Annotated in this window: 18 protein-coding genes; 12 read left to right on the forward strand and 6 right to left on the reverse strand. The window is 71.5% G+C overall.

Annotation, left to right across the window (positions count from 1 at the left end):
- The first annotated feature begins 1 nt into the window (after position 1).
- From G8A07_RS04880 to G8A07_RS04895, 4 genes are all read left to right on the forward strand, one after another.
- On the forward strand, positions 2 to 1,306 hold the full coding sequence (locus G8A07_RS04880) for an ATP-binding protein (RefSeq protein ID WP_195795972.1): 1,305 nt from the start codon (positions 2 to 4) through the stop codon (positions 1,304 to 1,306).
- 269 nt (positions 1,307 to 1,575) lie between these two features.
- Positions 1,576 to 2,175, forward strand: a complete 600-nt coding sequence (locus G8A07_RS04885) for a DUF3455 domain-containing protein (protein WP_195795973.1) — start codon at positions 1,576 to 1,578, stop codon at positions 2,173 to 2,175.
- Between the two features lie 144 nt (positions 2,176 to 2,319).
- The gene (locus G8A07_RS04890) at positions 2,320 to 2,940 is read left to right on the forward strand and encodes an acyloxyacyl hydrolase (protein WP_195795974.1); all 621 of its coding nucleotides are present in this window, start codon (positions 2,320 to 2,322) and stop codon (positions 2,938 to 2,940) included.
- 112 nt (positions 2,941 to 3,052) lie between these two features.
- Positions 3,053 to 3,601, forward strand: coding sequence for an acyloxyacyl hydrolase (locus G8A07_RS04895; protein WP_195795975.1), 549 nt, complete (start codon positions 3,053 to 3,055; stop codon positions 3,599 to 3,601).
- A gap of 9 nt (positions 3,602 to 3,610) precedes the next feature.
- Here the strand turns inward: G8A07_RS04895 and G8A07_RS04900 are convergent, their stop codons facing one another.
- Positions 3,611 to 4,567, reverse strand: a complete 957-nt coding sequence (locus G8A07_RS04900; RefSeq protein WP_195795976.1) for an AraC family transcriptional regulator — start codon at positions 4,565 to 4,567, stop codon at positions 3,611 to 3,613.
- Between the two features lie 173 nt (positions 4,568 to 4,740).
- Here G8A07_RS04900 and G8A07_RS04905 point away from each other — a divergent pair, with 173 nt between their 5' ends.
- A complete protein-coding gene (locus G8A07_RS04905) occupies positions 4,741 to 5,754 on the forward strand; it encodes an aldo/keto reductase (RefSeq protein ID WP_213086238.1) in 1,014 nt (337 codons plus the stop codon).
- Positions 5,755 to 5,781: 27 nt separating this feature from the next.
- Here G8A07_RS04905 and G8A07_RS04910 read toward each other — a convergent pair whose 3' ends face one another.
- From G8A07_RS04910 to metK, 5 genes are all read right to left on the reverse strand, one after another.
- Positions 5,782 to 6,897: a DNA glycosylase AlkZ-like family protein gene (locus G8A07_RS04910; protein ID WP_195795977.1), complete on the reverse strand. Its 1,116-nt coding sequence runs from the start codon at positions 6,895 to 6,897 to the stop codon at positions 5,782 to 5,784.
- A gap of 63 nt (positions 6,898 to 6,960) precedes the next feature.
- A complete protein-coding gene (locus G8A07_RS04915) occupies positions 6,961 to 7,992 on the reverse strand; it encodes a diguanylate cyclase domain-containing protein (RefSeq protein ID WP_195795978.1) in 1,032 nt (343 codons plus the stop codon).
- Between the two features lie 54 nt (positions 7,993 to 8,046).
- Entirely contained in the window at positions 8,047 to 9,063 is a 1,017-nt protein-coding gene (locus G8A07_RS04920) for a diguanylate cyclase domain-containing protein (protein ID WP_195795979.1), read from the reverse strand.
- A gap of 92 nt (positions 9,064 to 9,155) precedes the next feature.
- Complete coding sequence (locus G8A07_RS04925) at positions 9,156 to 10,847, reverse strand: hypothetical protein (protein ID WP_195795980.1); 1,692 nt, start codon at positions 10,845 to 10,847, stop codon at positions 9,156 to 9,158.
- Between the two features lie 224 nt (positions 10,848 to 11,071).
- A complete protein-coding gene (metK, locus tag G8A07_RS04930) occupies positions 11,072 to 12,253 on the reverse strand; it encodes a methionine adenosyltransferase (RefSeq protein ID WP_249937223.1) in 1,182 nt (393 codons plus the stop codon).
- 177 nt (positions 12,254 to 12,430) lie between these two features.
- Here metK and G8A07_RS04935 point away from each other — a divergent pair, with 177 nt between their 5' ends.
- Genes G8A07_RS04935 through G8A07_RS04965 form a run of 7 tightly spaced genes read left to right on the forward strand, consistent with a single transcriptional unit; the run spans position 12,431 to position 19,443 of the window.
- On the forward strand, positions 12,431 to 13,294 hold the full coding sequence (locus G8A07_RS04935) for a lysophospholipid acyltransferase family protein (protein ID WP_195795982.1): 864 nt from the start codon (positions 12,431 to 12,433) through the stop codon (positions 13,292 to 13,294).
- Positions 13,294 to 14,169: a lipid A biosynthesis acyltransferase gene (locus G8A07_RS04940; protein WP_195795983.1), complete on the forward strand. Its 876-nt coding sequence runs from the start codon at positions 13,294 to 13,296 to the stop codon at positions 14,167 to 14,169. The genes G8A07_RS04935 and G8A07_RS04940 overlap by 1 nt, the downstream gene beginning before the upstream one ends.
- 24 nt (positions 14,170 to 14,193) lie before the next feature.
- Positions 14,194 to 15,051, forward strand: a complete 858-nt coding sequence (gene dapF, locus G8A07_RS04945; RefSeq protein WP_195795984.1) for a diaminopimelate epimerase — start codon at positions 14,194 to 14,196, stop codon at positions 15,049 to 15,051.
- The gene (locus tag G8A07_RS04950) at positions 15,048 to 15,755 is read left to right on the forward strand and encodes a DUF484 family protein (protein ID WP_195795985.1); all 708 of its coding nucleotides are present in this window, start codon (positions 15,048 to 15,050) and stop codon (positions 15,753 to 15,755) included. The genes dapF and G8A07_RS04950 overlap by 4 nt, the downstream gene beginning before the upstream one ends.
- Complete coding sequence (locus tag G8A07_RS04955; RefSeq protein ID WP_195795986.1) at positions 15,736 to 16,662, forward strand: tyrosine recombinase XerC; 927 nt, start codon at positions 15,736 to 15,738, stop codon at positions 16,660 to 16,662. The genes G8A07_RS04950 and G8A07_RS04955 overlap by 20 nt, the downstream gene beginning before the upstream one ends.
- Before the next feature lie 16 nt (positions 16,663 to 16,678).
- Positions 16,679 to 18,229, forward strand: a complete 1,551-nt coding sequence (locus tag G8A07_RS04960; protein ID WP_195795987.1) for a hypothetical protein — start codon at positions 16,679 to 16,681, stop codon at positions 18,227 to 18,229.
- Between the two features lie 29 nt (positions 18,230 to 18,258).
- A complete protein-coding gene (locus tag G8A07_RS04965; protein ID WP_195795988.1) occupies positions 18,259 to 19,443 on the forward strand; it encodes a class I SAM-dependent rRNA methyltransferase in 1,185 nt (394 codons plus the stop codon).
- Positions 19,444 to 19,572 lie beyond the last annotated feature (129 nt).

Consider the following 19,572-nt stretch of genomic DNA (forward strand, 5'->3'; position numbering starts at 1 on the left):
GATGCTGCGCTTTTATCTGCGTCTGCTGCTGCTGTTGCTGCTGGTCGGGCTGCTGGCGGTCTGGGGTGTCGGCATCTGGTCGGAGCGCCATTTCGGCCCAAGTACCCAGGCCTATTTCCATGAGCTGACGCGCGGCATGGTGTTCGAGCTGCGCGAGCGCCTGGCACCGCTGCCGCGGGCGCAGCGGCCTGCGGCGCTGGCCGCGCTGCAGCCGCATCATGGCTGGCACCTGAGCCTGCGTCGCGGGGCGCCGGAAGGCTTGCAGGCGGCCGAGCTGGCACAGCTGGCGGCTCATGGTTTCGTGCAGCGCCAGGAACATGAGCTGCTGCTGGTGCCGCTGGATGCCGACCATCGCGGCGGCGACTGGTTGGAGGTGCGCTGGCCGACCGAGAAGGGACCGGGCAGTGGCAACTGGTTGCTGCTGATCATCGTGCCCGTCGTGGCCGCGATGGCGCTGGCCCTGCTGCTCTGGTCGGGCCTGTTGTGGCGCGACCTGCGCCGCCTGCGCCGGCAGTCGCAGCGCCTGGCCGCCGGCGAGCTGGGCAGCCAGGTGACCCTGTCACGCTACTCCGAGCTGCGCGGCCTGGGCGAGCAGTTCAACACGATGAGCCGCGAGACGGCCGCGATGGTGGAGCAGCAGCGCGCGCTGACGCGGGCGGTCTCGCATGAGCTGCGCACCCCGGTGGCGCGGCTGCTGTTCGAGCTGCAGCTGCTGCGCCAGGCCGCCGACGCGGCGCAGCGCGAGGCCCTGATCGACGCGCTGCACGACGATGTCGGCGAGCTGGACCGCCTGATCACCGAGCTGCTGAACCTGGCCCAGCTGGAGCAGCGTCAGCAGCGCCCCGCGCCGGGCCGGCTGCTGGCCGGCCCCTGGCTGCAGGGCCTGCTGGCGCAGACCGCGCGCGAGGCCGGGCGGCCCGAGCTGAGCCTGGAGCTGGTGCTGCCGCCGGAGCCGGGCCTGGAGCTGGTGCTGCACGAGCGCCTGCTGAAACAGGCGCTGCTGAACCTGCTGCGCAATGCCGCCCGCCATGCGCGCGCGCGCATCTGCCTGCGCCTGGAGGTCCTGGCCGAGGGCTGGCGCCTGAGCGTGGAGGACGACGGGCCCGGCATCCCGCCGCAGGCGCGCGAGCGCGTGCTGCAGCCCTTTGTGCGCCTGGACGAGGCGCGCGACCGCGCCAGCGGCGGCGTCGGCCTGGGCCTGTCGATCGCGCTGCGGGTGGCGCAGTGGCACGACGGGCGGCTGTGGGTGGACGAGGCCGCGCTGGGCGGGGCCGCGCTGCGTCTGCAATGGCCGCGGCCGGCGTGACGAGCTGGCAGGCTGTTGAAAACCGACTGCGGCGGCCATCTGCGTCGTTGCGCGGTGCTCGGAATCCTCGCGTGCCCCCAGTACGTTCCGGTTCCTGCGCTCGGGGCGCCTCCTAGCAGTTGGCCGTCCTCGCGACGGTTTTCAACAGCCTGTTGTGGCGCAATCCCACGTCGCGGACAGGGCCTGCATCCAAACCACGCCGCTCTGCGTACAGCGTTCCGAGGCAGGACCGGCCGGTCCTGCCCGCCCACCACCGACGAGGAGCTGCAATGAACCACCCCATCAAGTCCCGCGCGAAGTCCGTGCCGATGCTGCTGGCGGCCCTGGCACCCGTGGCCCTGCTGGGCGCCTGTGCGATGTCCGGGGCGTCGATGAGCGGCGGGGCGATGCCCGGCTTCTCCCAGGCGGGCCTGCCCACCGCCGTGCAGGTGCCCGAGGGGCATCGGGTGTCGATGGAGACGGTCGGGGTCGGCAGGATCGCCTACGAATGCCGGGCCAGGAAGGACATGGCCGGCCAGTTCGAATGGGCCTTTGTCGGACCGGAGGCGACCCTGACGGACCGCCGGCGCCAGACGGTCGGCAAGTACTACGGCCCGCCAGCGACCTGGGAGTCGAGCGACGGCTCCAAGCTCACCGGGACCCAGGTCGCGGTGGCGCCGGCCATGGCCGGCAGCATCCCCCTGCAGCTGGTGAAGGCCAACCCGGCCATGGGCGCCGGCGCGATGCAGGGCGTCAGCCATATCCAGCGCGTTGCGACCCAGGGCGGCGTCGCGCCGCAGGCGGCCTGCGATGCGACGACGGCCGGCCAGAAGCAATGGGTGAGCTATCAGGCGGACTACATCTTCTGGACGCCCGTCGCGATGCGCTGAGGCGGGCCGCGATACGGCGTTCGCGCGCGCCGTCTCGCTACAGTTTTCTACAGATTCCCGACAAGTCCTGCCGGACTGCCGGAGGGGCGATTCCTAGCATGAGCGGGTCAGAAGCAAAGGCCTTAGCCGCTGTTGTTCCTCCTCATGCTGTTCGCCTACCTCTCGTCCCTGCTGGAGCGCCTGCGCGCCCGCCCCGATCGCGCGCCGGCCCTGCTGCCCACCGATGCGGCCCGCCGGCGCTGGCTGGGCTCAATCCTTGGTCGGTCCGGGGCGTCGCAGCAGCAGCTCGCGCCTCCGGCCGCCAGCCTGCATCTGGCCACCGGGCCCTATTGCCACCGCCTGACCGCGAACCGCGAGAGCCGCGTGCTGTGGACGCGCCGGCTCGGCGCCAGCCGGGCGCGGGTCGAGCTGTCGATGGAGTTGGGCGTCTCGGCCTGGATGCCGCACAAGGACCGCGAGAGCGGCGGCATGTGGCAGCTCAGCGCGGTGCCGGTGTGGCGCTTCTGGGCCTCGGATGAATCCACCCATTTCATCGAGCTGGGCGTCGGCCCCAGCCTGCTGAGCCGCAAGCGCTTTGCCGGCCGCCAACTGAGCACCCATTTCCAGTTCGCCGACCACATCGGCCTGGGCCGCCGCATCGGCGAGCAGAACCGGCTCGGCATGCGCATCTCGCATTTCTCCAACGCGAGCATCAAGCGACCGAATCCCGGCCTCGATGTCTTGCAGCTGCTGCTGTGGCGCCGCATGAAGGCGGCCCAGTCCTAGGCGCTCAGCCGCCGTCTCACCACCCCCATCCCTTCGCGCCATGGCGCCGCGGCACCTCGCTGCCGCGGCCGGCTCCTGCGCGCTTTTTTTCATCTTCCTCTCACTTCCCCCGATGACCTTGCAGTTCCCCTCGTTCTCCCGTTTCTTTTTCCATGTCGCGTTGTTGGGCCTGAGCTGCGGCAGCGCCGTCGCGCAGACCGCGAGCGAGGGCGCGATGAGCCTGCACCTGGCCCAGGGCAAGACCTACCAGCGTGCGACCCTGAACTGGGAGGGGCCGGTGCTGTGGACGCGCCGGCTCGGCGAGCAGGCGCGGGTGGAGCTGAACCTGGAGCTGGGCCTGTCCTATTGGCGGCCCAGGGCCGGCGCGAAGCCCGGCAATATGAGCCAGCTCAGCGCGGTGCCGATGTGGCGCTTCTGGCTGAGCCCGGAGTCGCGCCTGTTCTTCGAGCTGGGCATCGGCCCCAGCCTGCTGAGCCGCAAGGAGTTCGCCGGCCGCAATCTGAGCACCAACTTCCAGTTCGCCGACCATGTCGGCCTGGGCTATGCGATCGACGATCACACGCGCCTGGGCCTGCGCTACTCGCATTTCTCCAATGCCAGCATCAAGCGGCCCAATCCGGGCCTGGACATCATCCAGCTGACGCTGTCGCGCAGCTTCTGAGGCGCGGGCTCAGGCGGCGGTGGCGCGGCGGCGCAGCGCCAGCATGTCCTCGCGCGGCGCCAGGCCGAACAGGCGCCGGTATTCGCGGCTGAACTGCGAGGGGCTTTCGTAGCCGACGCGGTGCGCGGCGCTGGTGGCGTCGAGCCCGTCGCCCAGCATCAGCCGGCGCGCCTGCTGCAGGCGCAGCTGCTTCTGGTACTGCAGCGGCGACAGCGCGGTCAGCTGCTTGAAGCGCTGGTGCAGGGTCGAGGGGCTCATATGGGCCTGGCGGGCTAGCGCCTCGATGCGCAGCGGCTCGGCGAAGTTCTGGGTCAGCTGGTCGATCACGCGCGCCAGGCGGCGCATCGCACCATCGCCCTGGGCCAGTGCGCGCAGGCGCGGCCCCAGCGGGCCGGTCAGCATGCGGTACAGGATCTCGCGCTGCAGCAGCGGCGCCAGCAGGCGCAGGTCCTGCGGCTGGTCCAGCAACTGCAGCAGGCGCAGTGCCGCATCCAGCAGCGGTGCGGTCACCGGCGCCACCTCCAGGCCGCCGGCGGGCGCGGCTGTATTGGCCGGCGCCGGGTCGGCGTCCAGCTCCAGCAGCAGGTCGCTCAGGGTCTGGGTCGCGCAGGACAGGCGCAGGCACAGATAGGGCCGCTCCGGGCTGGCCTCGACGATGCGCCCGCGCGGCAGCATCGTCACCGACACCAGCAGGCAATGCAGCGGGTCGTAGCGGATCAGCGCCTCGCCGACCTGCGCCTCCTTGCGGCCCTGCAGCACCAGCACCACGCCGGGCTCGTAGACCGCCGGCAGCGGCTGGGCCGGGGCGCTGGCGCGGATCAGGCGCAGCCAGGGCAGGGCGGTCGGATGCAGGCCGTCGCCCGGCGCATGGCGCAGCGCCGCCTCGATCGCGCGCTGGCGCAGCGGCATCGGTTCGGTTTCGATGATCGGATCACGTGGTGCTTGCAGCGGGTCGTCCTTGGCCATGCGGCCATTGTGCAAGTGGCGGGCCGCCGCGGCGAGGGTGCCGGCACCAGCCGCGCAGGATTGGGCAAGGATGCGCGAGTTTTGTGCTGGGCCTGCTGGCGGCGGCTTCCTAAGCTGCGAGCCATCGCTGCGGCAAGGGGCCGCGGCGCCCCAAGTGCTGAAGGAGCCGTTCGATGGCAAACGAAAATTCATCCCAGGTGCTGCCGCGCCGCCGCCTGGGCCGCAACGGGCCCGAGGTCTCGGCCCTGGGCCTGGGCTGCATGGGCATGTCGGACTTCTACGGGCCGAGCGAGGACGCGCGCTCGCTGGAGGTGCTGCACCATGCGCTGGACCTGGGCCTGAACTTCCTGGACACGGCCGATATGTATGGCGTCGGCGCCAACGAGCGCCTGCTGGGCCGGCTGCTGGCGACGCGCCGCGACGAGGTGGTGCTGGCGACCAAGTTCGGCCATGTGCGCGCGCCGGACGGCACGGTGCTGCGCATCGACGGCAGCCCGGCCTATCTGCGGCGCGCCTGCGATGCCAGCCTGGAGCGCCTGGGCGTCGAACAGATCGACCTCTACTACCAGCATCGGGTCGATCCCAATGTGCCGATCGAGGAGACCGTCGGCGCGCTGGCCGAGCTGGTCCGGGCCGGCAAGGTGCGGCATATCGGGCTGTCGGAGGCCTCGGCCGCGACGATACGGCGCGCCGCCGCGGTGCACCCGATCGCCGCGGTGCAGACCGAGTATTCGCTGTGGAGCCGCGATGTGGAGGACGAGGTGCTGCCGGCCTGCCGCGAGCTGGGCATCGCGCTGGTGCCCTACAGCCCGCTGGGCCGCGGCTTTCTGACCGGCGCGATCCGCAGCGCCGAGCAGCTGGCGCCGGACGACCGGCGCCGCATCCATCCGCGCTTCGAGGGCGGCAATCTGGACCACAACCTGGCCTTGGCCGATGCGCTGGCGGCGCTGGCGCGCGAGCGCGGCCACACGCCGGCCCAGCTGGCGCTGGCCTGGCTGCTGGACCAGGGGCCGGATATCGTGCCCATCCCCGGCACCCGCAGCCGCGCGCGCCTGGAGGAAAACGCCGCGGCCGCGCGTATCGGGCTGGATGCCGAGCTGCGCGCCGCCATCGCCGCGCTGCTGGCGGCCCATCCGGTGGCCGGCACGCGCTACCCGGCGGCGCAGATGGCGGCGCTGAACGCCTGAATGAAGAAGGCCTGGGCGGGCTTCCGCTCAGGCCGCGAGGCCGAGGAACTCGAGCATGCGCTGCAGCTCGTCGTCCAGCGCGGCGCGGAACAGCGCCCCCTTGGGCCGCGGGCCGGCAAAGCCCAGTTCGTGCTTGAGCCGGCCCGCCTTGTCGACGCTGAGGTTGGCCCAGCCCAGCATCTGCTCGCCCCACAGCAGCGGCAGCGCGTAATGGCCCATCGTGCGCCGGGCGGCCGGCGTGTAGGCCTCGAACTTGTAGGTCCAGCCCCAGAGGCGTTCGAAGCGGCGCCGGTCCCAGACCACCGGGTCGAAGGGGGCCAGCAGGCGCAGCTGCTCGTCCGGCGCATGGCGGCGGCTGCGCGGGTTCTCGTCGGCCGGCCAGAACCAGGTCTGGCCCTCGACCGTGGCGCTGGCATGGCGCTGCTTCGCTTCCTTGAAGGCCGCGCGCACCTCGGCGCGCAGATGCGGCGCGCCATAGCCGAGCAAGGTGGCCAGGTAGCCGAAGCTGGCGGCCGGCAGCGGCGCGTACAGCGCCAGCACCATGTCCAGCAGGGTCTCGGCGCGGGCGCGCCGCGCGGCGGGGCTGTCGTCGGCCGGCGGATGCTCGATCGCCTCGTAGACGCGGGTGCCGCTGTCGCGGCGCTTGACGCGCAGCAGGCCGCGGTAATGCAGGCCGTCCAGCAGCTGGGTCGAGATGTTCAGCTCGCCGCCCCAGTAGCCGGGCATGCGGCCATGGTGGGCGAACTCCTCCAGCAGTTGCTTCGGATGCGTCGGGCCGCGCTCGCGCACCACGGCCAACAGCTGCTCGGCCTTGGCCAGGGTCGGGGCATCCCAGGCGCGGCGCGCCACGCGCGGATGCAGCAGGGCCAGGGTCGAGCGCTCGACGAAGCCGTAGTTGACGAAGCAGTCCTCCTCGATCTTCAGCCGGGCGTAGCGCTGCTCCAGCAGTCCGGCGTGGTAGTCCTTGACGCGGTGGCGCAGGATCAGGTCCTGGGCCCGCGCCGGCGCGCGCATCGGATCGGCCTGCACAAAGCCCAGGCGGTTGATCGCGGCGCCCAGGCTGGTCGGGCGGAACAGGCTGCGCGTGATCGCGTAGCGGCGCAGCTCGTCGAGGGTCGGGGCGCTGACGGGTTTGAGGCTCAAGGTCGGGCTCGGCTGGCGGATCCTGGGAGCCGCAGCATACGCAGCCCCTGCTGACGCCGGCTGTCAGTTGCTGCGCGGCGTGCCGAGCTGGCGTTGCTCGTCGGTGTCCATCTGCATCTCGTAGCTGAAGAAGCGGTTGCGGCCCTGCGCCTTGGCGGTGTAGAGCGCATCGTCGGCGCGCAGCAGCAGGCCCTCGGCGGTGGTGCTGGCGTCGGGCACGCAGGTGGTGATGCCGCCGGACAGGGTGATGTGCGGCGCCACCGGCGAGTCCGGATGCGCGATCGCGCGCATGCCGACCAGACGCATCAGCGCGCGCGCGTAGGTCATCGCGCCGGAGCGCGGCGTGCGCGGCAGCAGCAGCGCGAACTCCTCGCCGCCATAGCGCGCGGCGCAGTCGGCCGGGCGGCGGCAGGTGTCGCGCAGCAGCTGGGCCACCTGGCGCAGGCAGGCATCGCCCTCGACATGGCCGCGGCCGTCGTTGTAGCGCTTGAAGTGGTCGACATCGCACAGCATCAGGGTCAGCGGCTGCTGCTCGCGGCGCGCCAGCTCCAGCTCCTTGTGCAGGCGCTCGTCGAAGGCGCGCCGGTTCATCAGCCCGGTCAGCGCGTCGATGCTGGACAGCTCCTGCAGCTGGGTGTTGGCCTGGCGCAGCTCCTCGGACAGGGTCACCAGGCGCTGGCGCATCTGGGCCAGGCGCTGCATCGCGCGCAGCTTGGCATGCAGCACCATCGGCGAGACCGGCTTGACCAGGTAGTCGTCGCCGCCCGACTCGATGCCCAGCCAGACATTGCGCTCCTGGTCATGCTGGGACAGGAAGATGATCGGCGTCCAGCCGCCCGGCTCGGCCGCGCGCATCGCGCGGGCCGCCCAGTAGCCGTCGTTGACCGGCATCTCGACGTCCAGCAGCACCAGATCGGGGCGATGGCGCCGGAACAGCTCCAGCGCCCAGTCCGCGCCGTCGGCCTCCAGCACCCGGTGGCCGGCCAGGTCCAGCTCGGCCGCCAGCGCCACCCGGGTGGCGCTCTGGTCGTCGACGACCAGGATGGTCAGCGGTGACGGGGAGCTGGGCAGCGGCAGGGGAATGGTGGCGGACATCCCTTGAGATCGGCCGCGGCGCAGGCTTCTTGAGTCCCTAGGCCGAGGTACAGGTCACGATGCGCCCAGCCCGCCCCAGGTGCTGGCGCGCTGCTCCAAGGTGTCCATCTGCATCTCGAAGCTGAAGAAGCGGTTGCGGCCGCGCGACTTGGCGGCGTACAGCGCGTCGTCGGCGCGGCGCAGCAGGCCCTCGACCGTGGTGTCCTCGTCGGGCGTGCAGGTGGTGATGCCGCCGGACAGGGTGACATGGGGCGCGACCGCCGAGCAGGGGTGCGGCAGGCCGCAGCGCTCCAGGGTGCGCAGCACCGCGCGCGCGAAGGTCATCGCGCCGGAGCGCGGCGTGCCGGGCAGGATCAGCGCGAACTCCTCGCCGCCGTAGCGCGCCGCGCAGTCGCGCGGGCGCCGGCAGGTCTCGCTCAGCAGGCGCGCCATGCGCTGCAGGCAGAGATCGCCCTCGACATGGCCCAGGCTGTCGTTGTAGCCCTTGAAATGATCGATGTCGCACAGCACCAGGGTCAGCGGCTGTTGCTCGCGGCGCGCGCTGGCGATCTCCTGCTGCAGGCGCAGGTCGAAGGCGCGGCGGTTCAGCAGCCGGGTCAGCGCGTCCTCATGGCTGATGCGGGTCAGCTGCTCGTTGCTGGCGCGCAGCTCGTCGGAGAGCTCGATCAGCCGGGTCTGCATGCGGCGCAGGCGCTGCATCGCGCGCAGCTTGGCCTGCAGCACCGTGGTCGAGACCGGCTTGACCAGGTAGTCGTCGCCGCCGGACTCGATGCCCTGCCAGAGGTCCTGGTCCTGGTCGCGGCTGGACAGGAAGATGATCGGCGTCCAGCCGCCGGCCTCGGCCGCGCGCAGCTGGCTGGCCACCCAGTAGCCGTCATGGCCGGGCATCTCGACGTCCAGCAGCACCAGATCGGGCTTGGCGGCGCGGAACCGGGCCAGCGCCGCATCGCCCGAATCCGCCTCCAGCACCTGGTGGCCGGCCGCCAGCAGCTGCGCCGCCAGGACCTTGCGGGTGCTGGTCTGGTCGTCGACGACCAGGATCTGCAGCGGCGGCAGCGAGGAGGGCAGCATCGCGGGAAGGCCCGGCGTAAGAGGGTGTAACGATTATCCGGACCGGCCCGAAGCTGGGCACAGGGTTTGTGCGGGGTGCCGCCCCCCGCGTCTCAATGGGGGCGATCGGCCTGCTGCAGCGCCTCGCATTGCGCATGCTGGCGCCAGCGCGGCTGGGCACATTGCTTCTGCATGCAGCGGTACAGCGCGAACTCGGTGCGCTGCCCGCATTGGGCGCGCGGCGTCTCGGGGCCGGCCGCCGTCCGGGTCGGACGCGCCGGCGCTGCCGCCGCCTCGCGCCGCGGCAGCATCTCCTCGTCCGGCGCCAGGGCCTCCGCCGGCCGGCCGGCGGCGGTCGGCTCGCCGGGCAGCTCCAGGGGCTCGGCGGCGCTGGCGGCCGAGGCCGGCGGGGCAGGCTGGGCCGAACGGGCCAGGGCCTCTTCGGCACGCGCCAGATCCGCCTCGTGGCGCGCCTGGCGCGTCGCGTCGGGGGCCACGGGCGCGGCGGCCTGCTGCGGGGCAGGCCGCGGCGGCCAGTCGATCAGGCCGGACTGCCAGGCGCCGAGGCCGGCGACCGCGAACAGGCCCAGCACGCCGGCCAGCGCGCCCAGGCGCACCGGGCGGCGCGGCGGCCGGGCCGGCAGCGGCCGCGGGCGCTGCGGCCGGTCCTCGTCCGTCTGGGCCGGCTGGGCCGCCAGCAGGCGGTCGATCGGCGGCGGCTCGGGCGGTGGGGCTGTCTTCTCGTCCTCTTCGGTATTGGCCTGCGCCAGCTTGGCCAGGAACTCGGGCGTCAGGAAGGCGTTGACATCGGCCTCGGACAGGATGGCCGGCGCCGGTGGTGCTGCGGCCTCATGACCGTCCGCCGGCGGGCCGCTGCCCAGCCAGGCGCGGAACTGGGCGATGTCGGCCGGCCGGTCCTGCGGCCGGGCCGAGCTGGCGGCGTCCAGCGTGCGCAGCAGCGGGGCGGCGAAGCGCACCCGCGGATCCTGGCCGAAGCGGCGCCGCACCAGCGCCTGTGCCGATTCGCCCTGGGCGCCGAGGCGGCGCGTCGCGGCCGGCGCGGGCAATTCCCCGCCGATGCAAAATTTCACAACTTCGCTCAGCGCATACAGGTCCAGCGCGGCGCCCGGGGCCGATCCGGGCGGCAGCGCGGCCTGCTCACGCGGCGCGAACGCGGCCTGCGCCTCGGTCAGCGCGCTGCCCGTGGCGGCGCGGGCCAGCGCCGCGGCGGCCCAGTCGGGGCCGAGCAGCAGCGGACGGTCGTCGGCCAGCAGCAGGATGTTGGCCGGCTGCACGCCGCCATGCAGATGGCCGCCGCGATGGAAGGCGGCCAGCGCGCCGAGCAGCCCGTCCAGCAGGGCCAGCAGCGCCACCTCGTCGGGCGGGCCGGGCATCTCGCGGCGCAGCGCCAGCAGCGGCTGGGCATCGTCGAGATAGGGGCTGATGCGATAGGCCGTGCCCTGCGCATGCCAGAGCCGCTGCACCGGCAGCAGCGAGGGATGCTGGCAGCGCGCCAGCGCGCGCGCCTCCTCGGCGAAGGCCTGCAGGCCCTGCGCATAGGCCTCGGCCTGCGCGGGCTCGGCCGCGCCGACCTGGCCGGCGGTGCCGCGCCGCGCCAGCGCCGCGGGGAAATACTCCATCACGGTGACCGCCAGGCCCAGTTCCAGATCGGTGGCCAGATAGCTCAGCGAGGAGCCGCTGGTGGCCAGCAGGCCATGCAGCTGGTAGCCGTCGAGCCGGTGCCCGTCGGGCAGCACCTGCAGAGCGGGATCGGGTGTGGCGGGCTGGGCGGTGGACGGGGGCATGCGCGGCCTGGGGCGAGTCGGGTCGACTGCAGCTTAGCCAGCGGCGCGCGGGTGCTTGTACGCATTTGTTGCGGCGCGGCGGGCATGTGTTTCGGCCGGGCATGAAAAAGGCCGCCAGAGGGCGGCCTTGCAGGCGGAGGATGCTGCCTTGTGGTCTTCGTTCACATCGCTGCGCGATATGAACTTCGCCCCAAGGCTGCCGATCCGCTGCGCGGATGCCGGGCTTACAGCCCGGCCGCTGCACGCAGCGCGGCAGCCTTGTCTGTACGTTCCCACGAAAACTCCGGCTCCTCGCGGCCGAAGTGGCCGTAGGCGGCGGTCTTGGCGTAGATCGGGCGCAGCAGGTCCAGCATCTGGATGATGCCCTTGGGGCGCAGGTCGAAATGCTCGTTGACCAGGGCGGCGATCTTGTCGTCGCTGATCACGCCGGTGCCTTCGGTGTAGACGGTCACGTTCATCGGGCGCGCGACACCGATCGCGTAGGCGACCTGGATCTGGCATTGCTTGGCCAGGCCGGCGGCGACGATGTTCTTGGCCACATAGCGCGCGGCATAGGCGGCCGAGCGGTCCACCTTCGTCGGATCCTTGCCCGAGAAGGCGCCGCCGCCATGCGGGCAGGCGCCGCCGTAGGTGTCGACGATGATCTTGCGGCCGGTCAGACCGCAGTCGCCCTGCGGGCCGCCGATGACGAAGCGGCCGGTCGGGTTGATCAGGTACTTGGTCTCCTGCAGCCATTCCTTGGGCAGCACGGGCTTGATGATCTCCTCGATCACCGCCTCGATGAACTCGGGCTTCATCTTGGCGCCGTCGCTCATCTCCGGGCTGTGCTGGCTGGACAGCACGACGGTGTCGATGCTGTGCGGCTTGCCGTCCACATAGCGCATCGTCACCTGGCTCTTCGCGTCGGGACGCAGGAAGGGCAGGCGGCCGTCCTTGCGCAGCTGGGCCTGGCGCTCGACCAGGCGGTGCGCGTAATAGATCGGCGCGGGCATCAGCTCGGGCGTCTCGTCGCAGGCGTAGCCGAACATCAGGCCCTGGTCGCCGGCGCCGATGTTCAGGTAGTCGTCGCTGGCGCGGTCGACGCCCTGGGCGATGTCGTTGCTTTGCTTGTCATAGGCGACCAGCACCGCACAGCCCTTGTAGTCGATGCCGTACTCGGTGTTGTCGTAGCCGATGCGCTTGATCGTGTCGCGCGCCACCTGGATGTAGTCCACATGGGCGTTGGTCGTGATCTCGCCGGCCAGCACGACGAGGCCCGTGTTGCACAGGGTCTCGGCGGCCACGCGGGAAAGCGGGTCCTGGGTGAAGATTGCATCGAGAATCGCGTCCGAGATCTGGTCCGACACCTTGTCGGGGTGACCCTCGGAGACGGATTCCGAAGTAAAGAGAAAATCGCTGCTCGCCACTTTTACACTCCTAGTCATCAGTCCATCGGCGTTGCCGTGCTGGTCAGGAGACGCGGCGAACGCTTTAGCGGCATTTGTAGAGCTTGACAGCCCGGCGGGCTTTCGATGTCTCGATAAGCACCCGCATCGCCCCGCAAGTTGTCCAAATTAACTCGGCGATGGCCCGATTATAGAAAGATGTTGCAGCTCTTCCGCGCCTTGTCTCGTTGTCCCCTGTGGCTTTTGCATGGTTTCGGCGCCATGGCCGGCTGGTTGAGCTATCTGCTGTCGCCCAGCTACCGCCGGCGCTTCCAGGCCAATGTGCGCGGCGCCGGACTGACGGCCGCCCAGGCCCGGCCCGCGATCGCCCATGCCGGACGCATGATCGCCGAGCTGCCCTGGCTGTGGCTGCGCCGCGTGCCGCTGGGCCCGGTGGTGCGCTGGGAGGGCGGTGAGCTGGTCGAGACGGCGCTGGCGCAGCAACGCGGCCTGGTGCTGCTGACCCCGCACCTGGGCTGCTTCGAGGTGACGGCCCAGGCCTATGCCGAGGCCTTCGGCGCGCGGGCGCCGATCACGGTGCTGTTCCGCCCGGCGCGCAAGGCCTGGATGCGCGAGCTGATGGACGGCGCGCGCGAGCGCAAGGACCTGGCCGCCGCGCCGGCCAGCCTGGCCGGTGTGCGCCAGATGCTGCGCGCGCTGCGCCAGGGCCAGACCGTGGGCCTGCTGCCGGACCAGGTGCCGCCGGACGGCCTGGGCGCCTGGGCGCCGTTCTTCGGCCGGCCTGCCTACACCATGACCCTGGCGGCCAAGCTGTCGATGCAGAGCGGGGCGCCGCTGCTCCTGATCTGGGGTGAGCGCCTGTCCTGGGGCCGCGGCTATGTGGTGCGGATTGCCGCAGGTCCAAGCCTGCCGGCCGATTCCACGCCAGAATCCGCGGCCGCCATCATCAACAAGGCCATGGAAGACCTGATCCGCCTCGCCCCGCAGCAGTACCTCTGGGGCTACCACCGCTACAAGCAGCCGCGCCAGCTGCCGGCCTCCGCGCCGCAGGAGGCGCGCTGATGGGGGCACGCCTGGCGATCGGCCTGATCTGGCTGCTGCATTTCCTGCCGCTGGCCTGGCTGGCGGCGCTGGGTCGCGGCCTGGGCGCGCTGCTGTGGCGGCTGGCCGGCTCGCGCCGCAAGGTCGCGCTGCGCAATCTGGAGCTGTGCTTTCCCGAGAAGAGCGTGACCGAGCGTGAGGCGCTGGCGCGCGAGCATTTCGGCTGGCTGGGGCGCAGCTTCCTGGAGCGCGGCCTGCTGTGGTTCGCCTCGCCCGAGCGGCTGCAGCGCCTGGTCCATGTGAAGGGCAATGTGCATTTCGCCGAGCAGAGCGATGCCTCGGTGATGTGGCTGACGCCGCATTTCGTCGGCCTGGAATGGTCCAGCCCGGCGCTGATGCTGAACCAGAGCAATCCCGGCGTCAGCGTCTACCAGACCCAGAGCAATGCGGTGTTCGACGCGCAGATCCTGGCCGGCCGCTCGCGCTTCGGCCAGAACGCGCTGTTCGACCGCCAGGAGGGCATTCGCCCGGTGATCCGGCTGATCCGCCAGGGCTACGCCTTCGTCAACCTGCCGGACATGGACTTCGGCGACAAGGACTCCGCCTTCGTGCCCTTCTTCGGCGTGCCGGCCTGCACCCTGCTGGCGCCGGGGCGCATGGCCTACAGCCTGAAGATGAAGGTGCAGCCGGTCGTGATCACGATGTTGCCCGGCGGTCGGGGCTACGAGGTCGAGCTGGAGGAGCCCTGGGCCGACTACCCCAGCGCCGATGCCGAGGCCGATGCGCTGCGCCTGAACCGCTGGCTGGAGGCGCGCATCCGCGAGCGGCCGGCGCAGTACCTGTGGGTGCACAAGCGCTTCAAGACCCGGCCGCCCGGCGAGCCCTCGCTGTACTGAATGGACGCACGCGATAATCCGCCCATGAAATTGCGCTTCACCAAGATGCAGGGCGCCGGCAACGACTTCGTCGTGATCGACGCGACCGAGGTCCCGCTGGCCCTGGACGAGAGCCAGCTGCGTCGGCTGGGCGACCGCCGCTTCGGCGTCGGCTGCGACCAGATCCTGGTGATCGAGAAGAGCGCCACCCCGGGCGTGGACTTCCGCTACCGCATCTTCAACAACGACGGCGACGAGGTCGAGCATTGCGGCAACGGCGCGCGCTGCTTCGTGCGCTATGTGGTGGACAAGGGCCTGTCGGAAAAGCGCCGCATCAGGGTCGAGACGGTCAATGCGCTGCTCGAGTTGAATCTGCGCGAGGACGGCCGCGTCACGGTGGACATGGGTGCGCCGATCTTCGAGCCGGCGCGCGTGCCCTTCGAGGCGCAAGGCCTGACCCCGCGGCGCGAGGGCGATTTCGAGCTGTGGCCGCTGGACGGGCTGGACGCCGAGGTGGCGGTGCTGTCGATGGGCAACCCGCATGCGGTGCAGCGCGTGGCCGATGTCGAGACGGCGCCGGTGCTGAGCCTGGGGCCGAAGGTCGAAGCGCATGCGCGCTTCCCGCGCAAGGTCAATGCCGGTTTCCTGCAGGTGATCGACCGCGGCCATGTCAAGCTGCGTGTGTTCGAGCGCGGCGCCGGCGAGACCCTGGCCTGCGGCACCGGGGCCTGCGCGGCCGTGGTGGCCGGCATCCGGCTCGGCTGGCTGGACGAGAAGGTGGACGTGCAGGCGCGCGGCGGCCTGCTGACGATCGAATGGGCGGGCCCGAGCCAGGGCCCGGCCGCGCCGGTGCTGATGACCGGCCCGGCCCAGATGGTTTTTGACGGAGAGATCGAGCTGTGAGCATTGAAGGCATTACCGAGCAGGACATCGCGGACTTCCTGGGCAACACGCCGGGCTTCTTCGAGCGCCATGCCGAGCTGCTCGCCAGCGTGCAACTGAGCCATCCGCATGGCCAGCGCGCGGTGTCGCTGCAGGAGCGCCAGGCCGAGATGCTGCGCGACAAGATCAAGGGCCTGGAGCACAAGATCATCGAGATGATCCGCAACGGCCAGGAGAACGTCTCGATCGCCGACCGCCTGCACCGCTGGACCCTGGCGCTGATGCGCACCCAGGAGCCGGCCCAGGTGCCGGCCGTGCTGCTGCAGCAGCTGCGCCACGAGTTCATGATCCCGCATGCCGGCCTGCGCCTGTGGGGCATCGACGAGGCCCATGCCGGCGCCGAGTTCGCGCAGCCGGTCAGCCAGGATGTGCGCAGCTTCGCGACCAGCCTGAACCAGCCCTATTGCGGCGTCAACTCGGGCTTCGAGGCCGCGCGCTGGCTGGCCGACGAGCAGGGCCATGGCGTGACCTCGCTGGCCCTGATCCCGCTGAGCCATGGCAACCCGGCCCAGGCCTTCGGCCTCTTGGTGCTGGGCTCGCCCGACCCGACCCGCTACACGGCCGAGATGGGCACCGAATTCCTGGCCCGCATCGGCGAGCTGGCCAGCGCCGGCCTGGTGCGCCTGCTGCCGGCCGCGACCCGCGATGGCGGCCGCGCTGATTGAGCCGCTGCAGCGTTATCTGGAGCATGCCCATGTGCAGCGCCGCCTGGCCGGCCGCACGCTGAGCATCTATCGGGACGCGCTGACGCGCCTGCAGGGCCTGGCCGAGGCCGATGGCGTCGACCTGCTGCGCCTGCAGCAGGCGCAGGCGCGGCGCTGGGTCGCGCGCCTGCATGCCGAGGGCCTGTCGCCGCGCAGCCTGGCGCTGCAGCTGTCGGCCTGGCGCGGCCTGTACCGCTGGCTGGGCGGTGAACGCCTGGTCGGCCACAACCCGATCGACGGCCTGCGCGCGCCCAAGGCGGCCAAGCCGCTGCCGAAGGCGCTGGACGTCGACGCGGCGGTGCAGCTGGCCGAGCATGCGGAGCCCGAGCGCGATCCGGGCCTGGAGGCGCGCGACGCCTGCATCGTCGAGCTGCTGTACGGCTGCGGCCTGCGCGTCGGCGAGCTGGTGGGCCTGGATGTGCAGGCCGGACGCGCGGCGCGCGGCTGGATCGATGCCCAGGCCGGCGAGGCCCAGGTGCTGGGCAAGGGCGAGAAGCGTCGCAGCGTGCCGCTGGGCGGCGCGGCGCTGAGGGCGCTGCAGGCCTGGCTGGCGCAGCGGCCGCGGCTGGCGCGCGCGGACGAGCCGGCCCTGCTGGTCGGCGCGCGCGGTGGTCGCCTGGGCGAATCGCAGGTGCGTCTGATGCTGAAGGCGCGCGCGCTGGCGGCCGGCATGCCGGCCCATGTGCATCCGCACATGCTGCGCCATTCCTTCGCCTCGCACCTGCTGCAGTCCAGCGGCGACCTGCGCGCGGTGCAGGAGCTGCTGGGTCATGCCCATATCGCCACCACCCAGGTCTATACCAAGCTGGACTTCCAGCATCTGGCCAAGGTCTACGATGCCGCGCATCCGCGCGCCAAGAAGAAATAAGCAAGCAACCCAGATCATGAAACCGAAAGATCGCTACTGCCTGGTCTCCTCCCTGCTGGCGCTGGCCGGTGCTGCCCAGGCGCAGACCGAGGCTCCGACCGAGTCGGTCCTGCCGCGCCCGGGCTTCCTGCAGGCCCAGCCGGCCGCGATCGAGGTCAACTGGACGCCGCTGAAGCTGCCCACCAACGAGCGCATCGCGCTGCTGGGCGCCAGCTATCTGGTGGCGATGAACGAGGACTGGGGCATCGGCCCGAGCTTCTACGGCGCGGCCAAGGGCAACTTCGGCGGCATCTTCACGGTCGGTTTCACCGCGCAGCGGCGCTGGCGCCTGGGCAATGATCTGCATGCGGCGGCCGGCGTCTACGCCGGCGCCGGCGGCGGCCTGAGCTCGGACAAGGTGCGCTTCGGCGGCGGCCTGATGCTGCGTCCCGAGCTGTCGCTGCGGCGCGAGTTCGGCAACTGGTACAGCGGCGTCTCGCTGGCCCATACCACCTTCCCGAACGGCCGCGGCAACGTCAAGGACACGACCTTGGGCTTCGTGCTCGGTTATTCGGACGGCTTCGTCAGCTATGCGCCGACCGAGTCCGGCCGCCGCGTCGAGACCCTGCGCCGCAGCGGCTTGGGCTTCGACGAGGTGAGCCTGAGCGTGGGCAGCTACAGCCCGCGCAGCGGCGCGAAGAACCGCGGCGGCTCGCCGGCGCGGCGCGTCGGCAAGGCCGGCGGCATGCTGCGCCAGTATGTGACCGAGGGCGCCTGGTGGGGCCTGGAGGCCGCCGGCGCGGCGCAGGGCGGCGCCGACGGCTATATGGAGGTGCTGCTGGGCCTGGGCCAGGACTATGGCCTGGGCGGCAACCAGAAGCTGCGCGCCGGCTGGCATGTGGCGACCGGCCTGGGCGGCGGCGGCGACATCGACACCGGCAACGGCTGGCTGGTCAAGGGCGGCCCGACCCTGCGCTGGAAGACGCCCTGGGGCCCCAGCCTGCATCTGGATGCGGGCGTGATGGGCTCGCTGACCGGCAGCTTCAAGTCCACCTATGCGCGCGTCAGCCTGGGCCTGCCGCTGGACCAGGGCAGCGGCGTATTCGGCCAGCCCAACGACGCGCCCGGCGTGGTGCGCACCCAGACCGTCTACGCCAGCCTGCAGCGTCTGTCCAAGGTGCGCTTCAAGGACGGCCGCCAGGAGAACGTCGGCCATCTGGCGATGGTGCTGACGCGCGACCTGGGCTCGAATCTCTACGGCGTGGCGCAGGCCGGCAGCGCCGCCTTCGGCAGCGCCGGGGCCTATTCCTTCGGCCTGTTCGGTCTGGGCGTGCAGGGCAAGCCCTGGGCGCGCGGCCCGAAGATCGGCGCCGAGATGATGGTCGGCGCGGCCGGCGGCGGCGGCGTCGCGATCAGCGGCGGCGCGGCGGCGCAGGCCGAGGCCTGGGCGCAATGGGAGTTCGGCGCGCAGGACCGCATCCGGCTGCGCACCGGCGTCGGCCAATGGCGCTCGCTGCGCGGCCAGACGCAGAGCACACCGCTGGTCAACGTCTCGCTGGGCTATGCCTTCGGCGCGGTGACCCGCTGAGGGCGTTTGCCGGCTGAGACAATGCCGGCATGAAAGTCATTCGTCTTCGTGCGGGCCGTGAGCGCTCGCTGCAGCGCCGCCATCCCTGGGTGTTCGAGAGCTCGATCGAGAAGGGGCGCGCCGATCCTGGCGAGACGGTGCGGGTGGATTCGTCCGAGGGCCAGTTCCTGGCCTGGGCCGCCTTCAGCCCCAGCTCGCAGATCCGGCTGCGCGCCTGGAGCTTCGATCCGGCCGAGCGCATCGACGCCGCCTTCTTCGAGCGGCGCGTGGCCGCGGCGCTGGCGATGCGCGCGCGCCTGGCGGTGGACTCCGATGCGGTGCGCCTGGTGCATGGCGAGGCCGATGGCCTGCCTGGCCTGATCGTCGACCGCTACGGCGACACCCTGGTGGCGCAGTTCGGCAGCGCCGGCGTCGAGCGCTGGAAGGCGGTGCTGGTCGAGACGCTGCTGAAGCAGACCGGCCTGAGCCGCTTCTACGAGCGCTCCGACGCCAGCGTGCGCGGCCTCGAGGGCCTGCCCGAGCAGACCGGCTGGCTGGCCGGCGATGGCGCGACCGAGCTGACGATCCGCGAGCACGACTGGCGCCTGAGCCTGGACATCGCGACCGGCCACAAGACCGGCTACTACCTGGACCAGCGCGACAACCGGCGCCGCTTCGCCGAGGTGGTGCGCCATTTCGACTGCAAGAAAGTCCTGAACTGCTACAGCTATACCGGCGGCTTCTCGGTCGCGGCGCTGGCCGGCGGGGCCGAGCGGGTGATCAGCGTCGATTCCTCGGCGCCGGCGCTGCAGCGCGCGGTGCAGCATGTGGCGCTGAACGGCTTCGACGCGGCGCGCCACGAGGCGCGCGATGCCGACGTCAACCAGACCCTGCGCGCGCTGCTGGAGGCCGGCGAGACCTTCGATGCGATCGTGCTGGACCCACCCAAGTTCGCGCCCACCGCGGCCCATGCCGAGCGCGCCGCGCGCGCCTACAAGGACATCAACCGCCTGGGCCTGAAGCTGCTGGCACCGGGCGGGCTGCTGTTCACCTTCTCCTGCTCGGGCGGGGTGGGGCTGGAGCTGTTTCACAAGATCGTCGCCGGCGCCGGCCTGGATGCGCCGGCCGACGGCTACATCCTGGAGCGCGTGGCCGCGGCGCCCGATCATCCGCAGACCATCTGCTTCCCCGAGGGCGATTACCTGAAGGGCCTGCTGGTGCTGAAGCGCGGCTGAGCCCGCCGATAGCGGTCCGCTATGCCCCGCTGCGATGCAATGAATTGACCGCGGCGCCCGCGGCTTGGCACAGTCGGTGCTAGAACCCGCAGGGTCGATATCGGCATTGATGATTCATTCATGCATCGG

This window comes from Roseateles sp. DAIF2 (genome assembly GCF_015624425.1).
In the GTDB taxonomy this organism is placed as follows: Bacteria; Pseudomonadota; Gammaproteobacteria; order Burkholderiales; family Burkholderiaceae_C; genus Kinneretia.

Coding starts and splice junctions, on each gene's coding strand:
- G8A07_RS04880 (WP_195795972.1), top strand. CDS start 2: ATGCTGCGCTTTTATCTGCGTCTGCTGCTGCTGTTGCTGCTGGTCGGG.
- G8A07_RS04885 (WP_195795973.1), top strand. CDS start 1,576: ATGAACCACCCCATCAAGTCCCGCGCGAAGTCCGTGCCGATGCTGCTG.
- G8A07_RS04890 (WP_195795974.1), top strand. CDS start 2,320: ATGCTGTTCGCCTACCTCTCGTCCCTGCTGGAGCGCCTGCGCGCCCGC.
- G8A07_RS04895 (WP_195795975.1), top strand. CDS start 3,053: ATGACCTTGCAGTTCCCCTCGTTCTCCCGTTTCTTTTTCCATGTCGCG.
- G8A07_RS04900 (WP_195795976.1), bottom strand. CDS start 4,567: ATGGCCAAGGACGACCCGCTGCAAGCACCACGTGATCCGATCATCGAA.
- G8A07_RS04905 (WP_213086238.1), top strand. CDS start 4,741: ATGGCAAACGAAAATTCATCCCAGGTGCTGCCGCGCCGCCGCCTGGGC.
- G8A07_RS04915 (WP_195795978.1), bottom strand. CDS start 7,992: ATGTCCGCCACCATTCCCCTGCCGCTGCCCAGCTCCCCGTCACCGCTG.
- G8A07_RS04920 (WP_195795979.1), bottom strand. CDS start 9,063: ATGCTGCCCTCCTCGCTGCCGCCGCTGCAGATCCTGGTCGTCGACGAC.
- G8A07_RS04925 (WP_195795980.1), bottom strand. CDS start 10,847: ATGCCCCCGTCCACCGCCCAGCCCGCCACACCCGATCCCGCTCTGCAG.
- G8A07_RS04935 (WP_195795982.1), top strand. CDS start 12,431: ATGTTGCAGCTCTTCCGCGCCTTGTCTCGTTGTCCCCTGTGGCTTTTG.
- G8A07_RS04940 (WP_195795983.1), top strand. CDS start 13,294: ATGGGGGCACGCCTGGCGATCGGCCTGATCTGGCTGCTGCATTTCCTG.
- dapF (WP_195795984.1), top strand. CDS start 14,194: ATGAAATTGCGCTTCACCAAGATGCAGGGCGCCGGCAACGACTTCGTC.
- G8A07_RS04955 (WP_195795986.1), top strand. CDS start 15,736: ATGGCGGCCGCGCTGATTGAGCCGCTGCAGCGTTATCTGGAGCATGCC.
- G8A07_RS04960 (WP_195795987.1), top strand. CDS start 16,679: ATGAAACCGAAAGATCGCTACTGCCTGGTCTCCTCCCTGCTGGCGCTG.
- G8A07_RS04965 (WP_195795988.1), top strand. CDS start 18,259: ATGAAAGTCATTCGTCTTCGTGCGGGCCGTGAGCGCTCGCTGCAGCGC.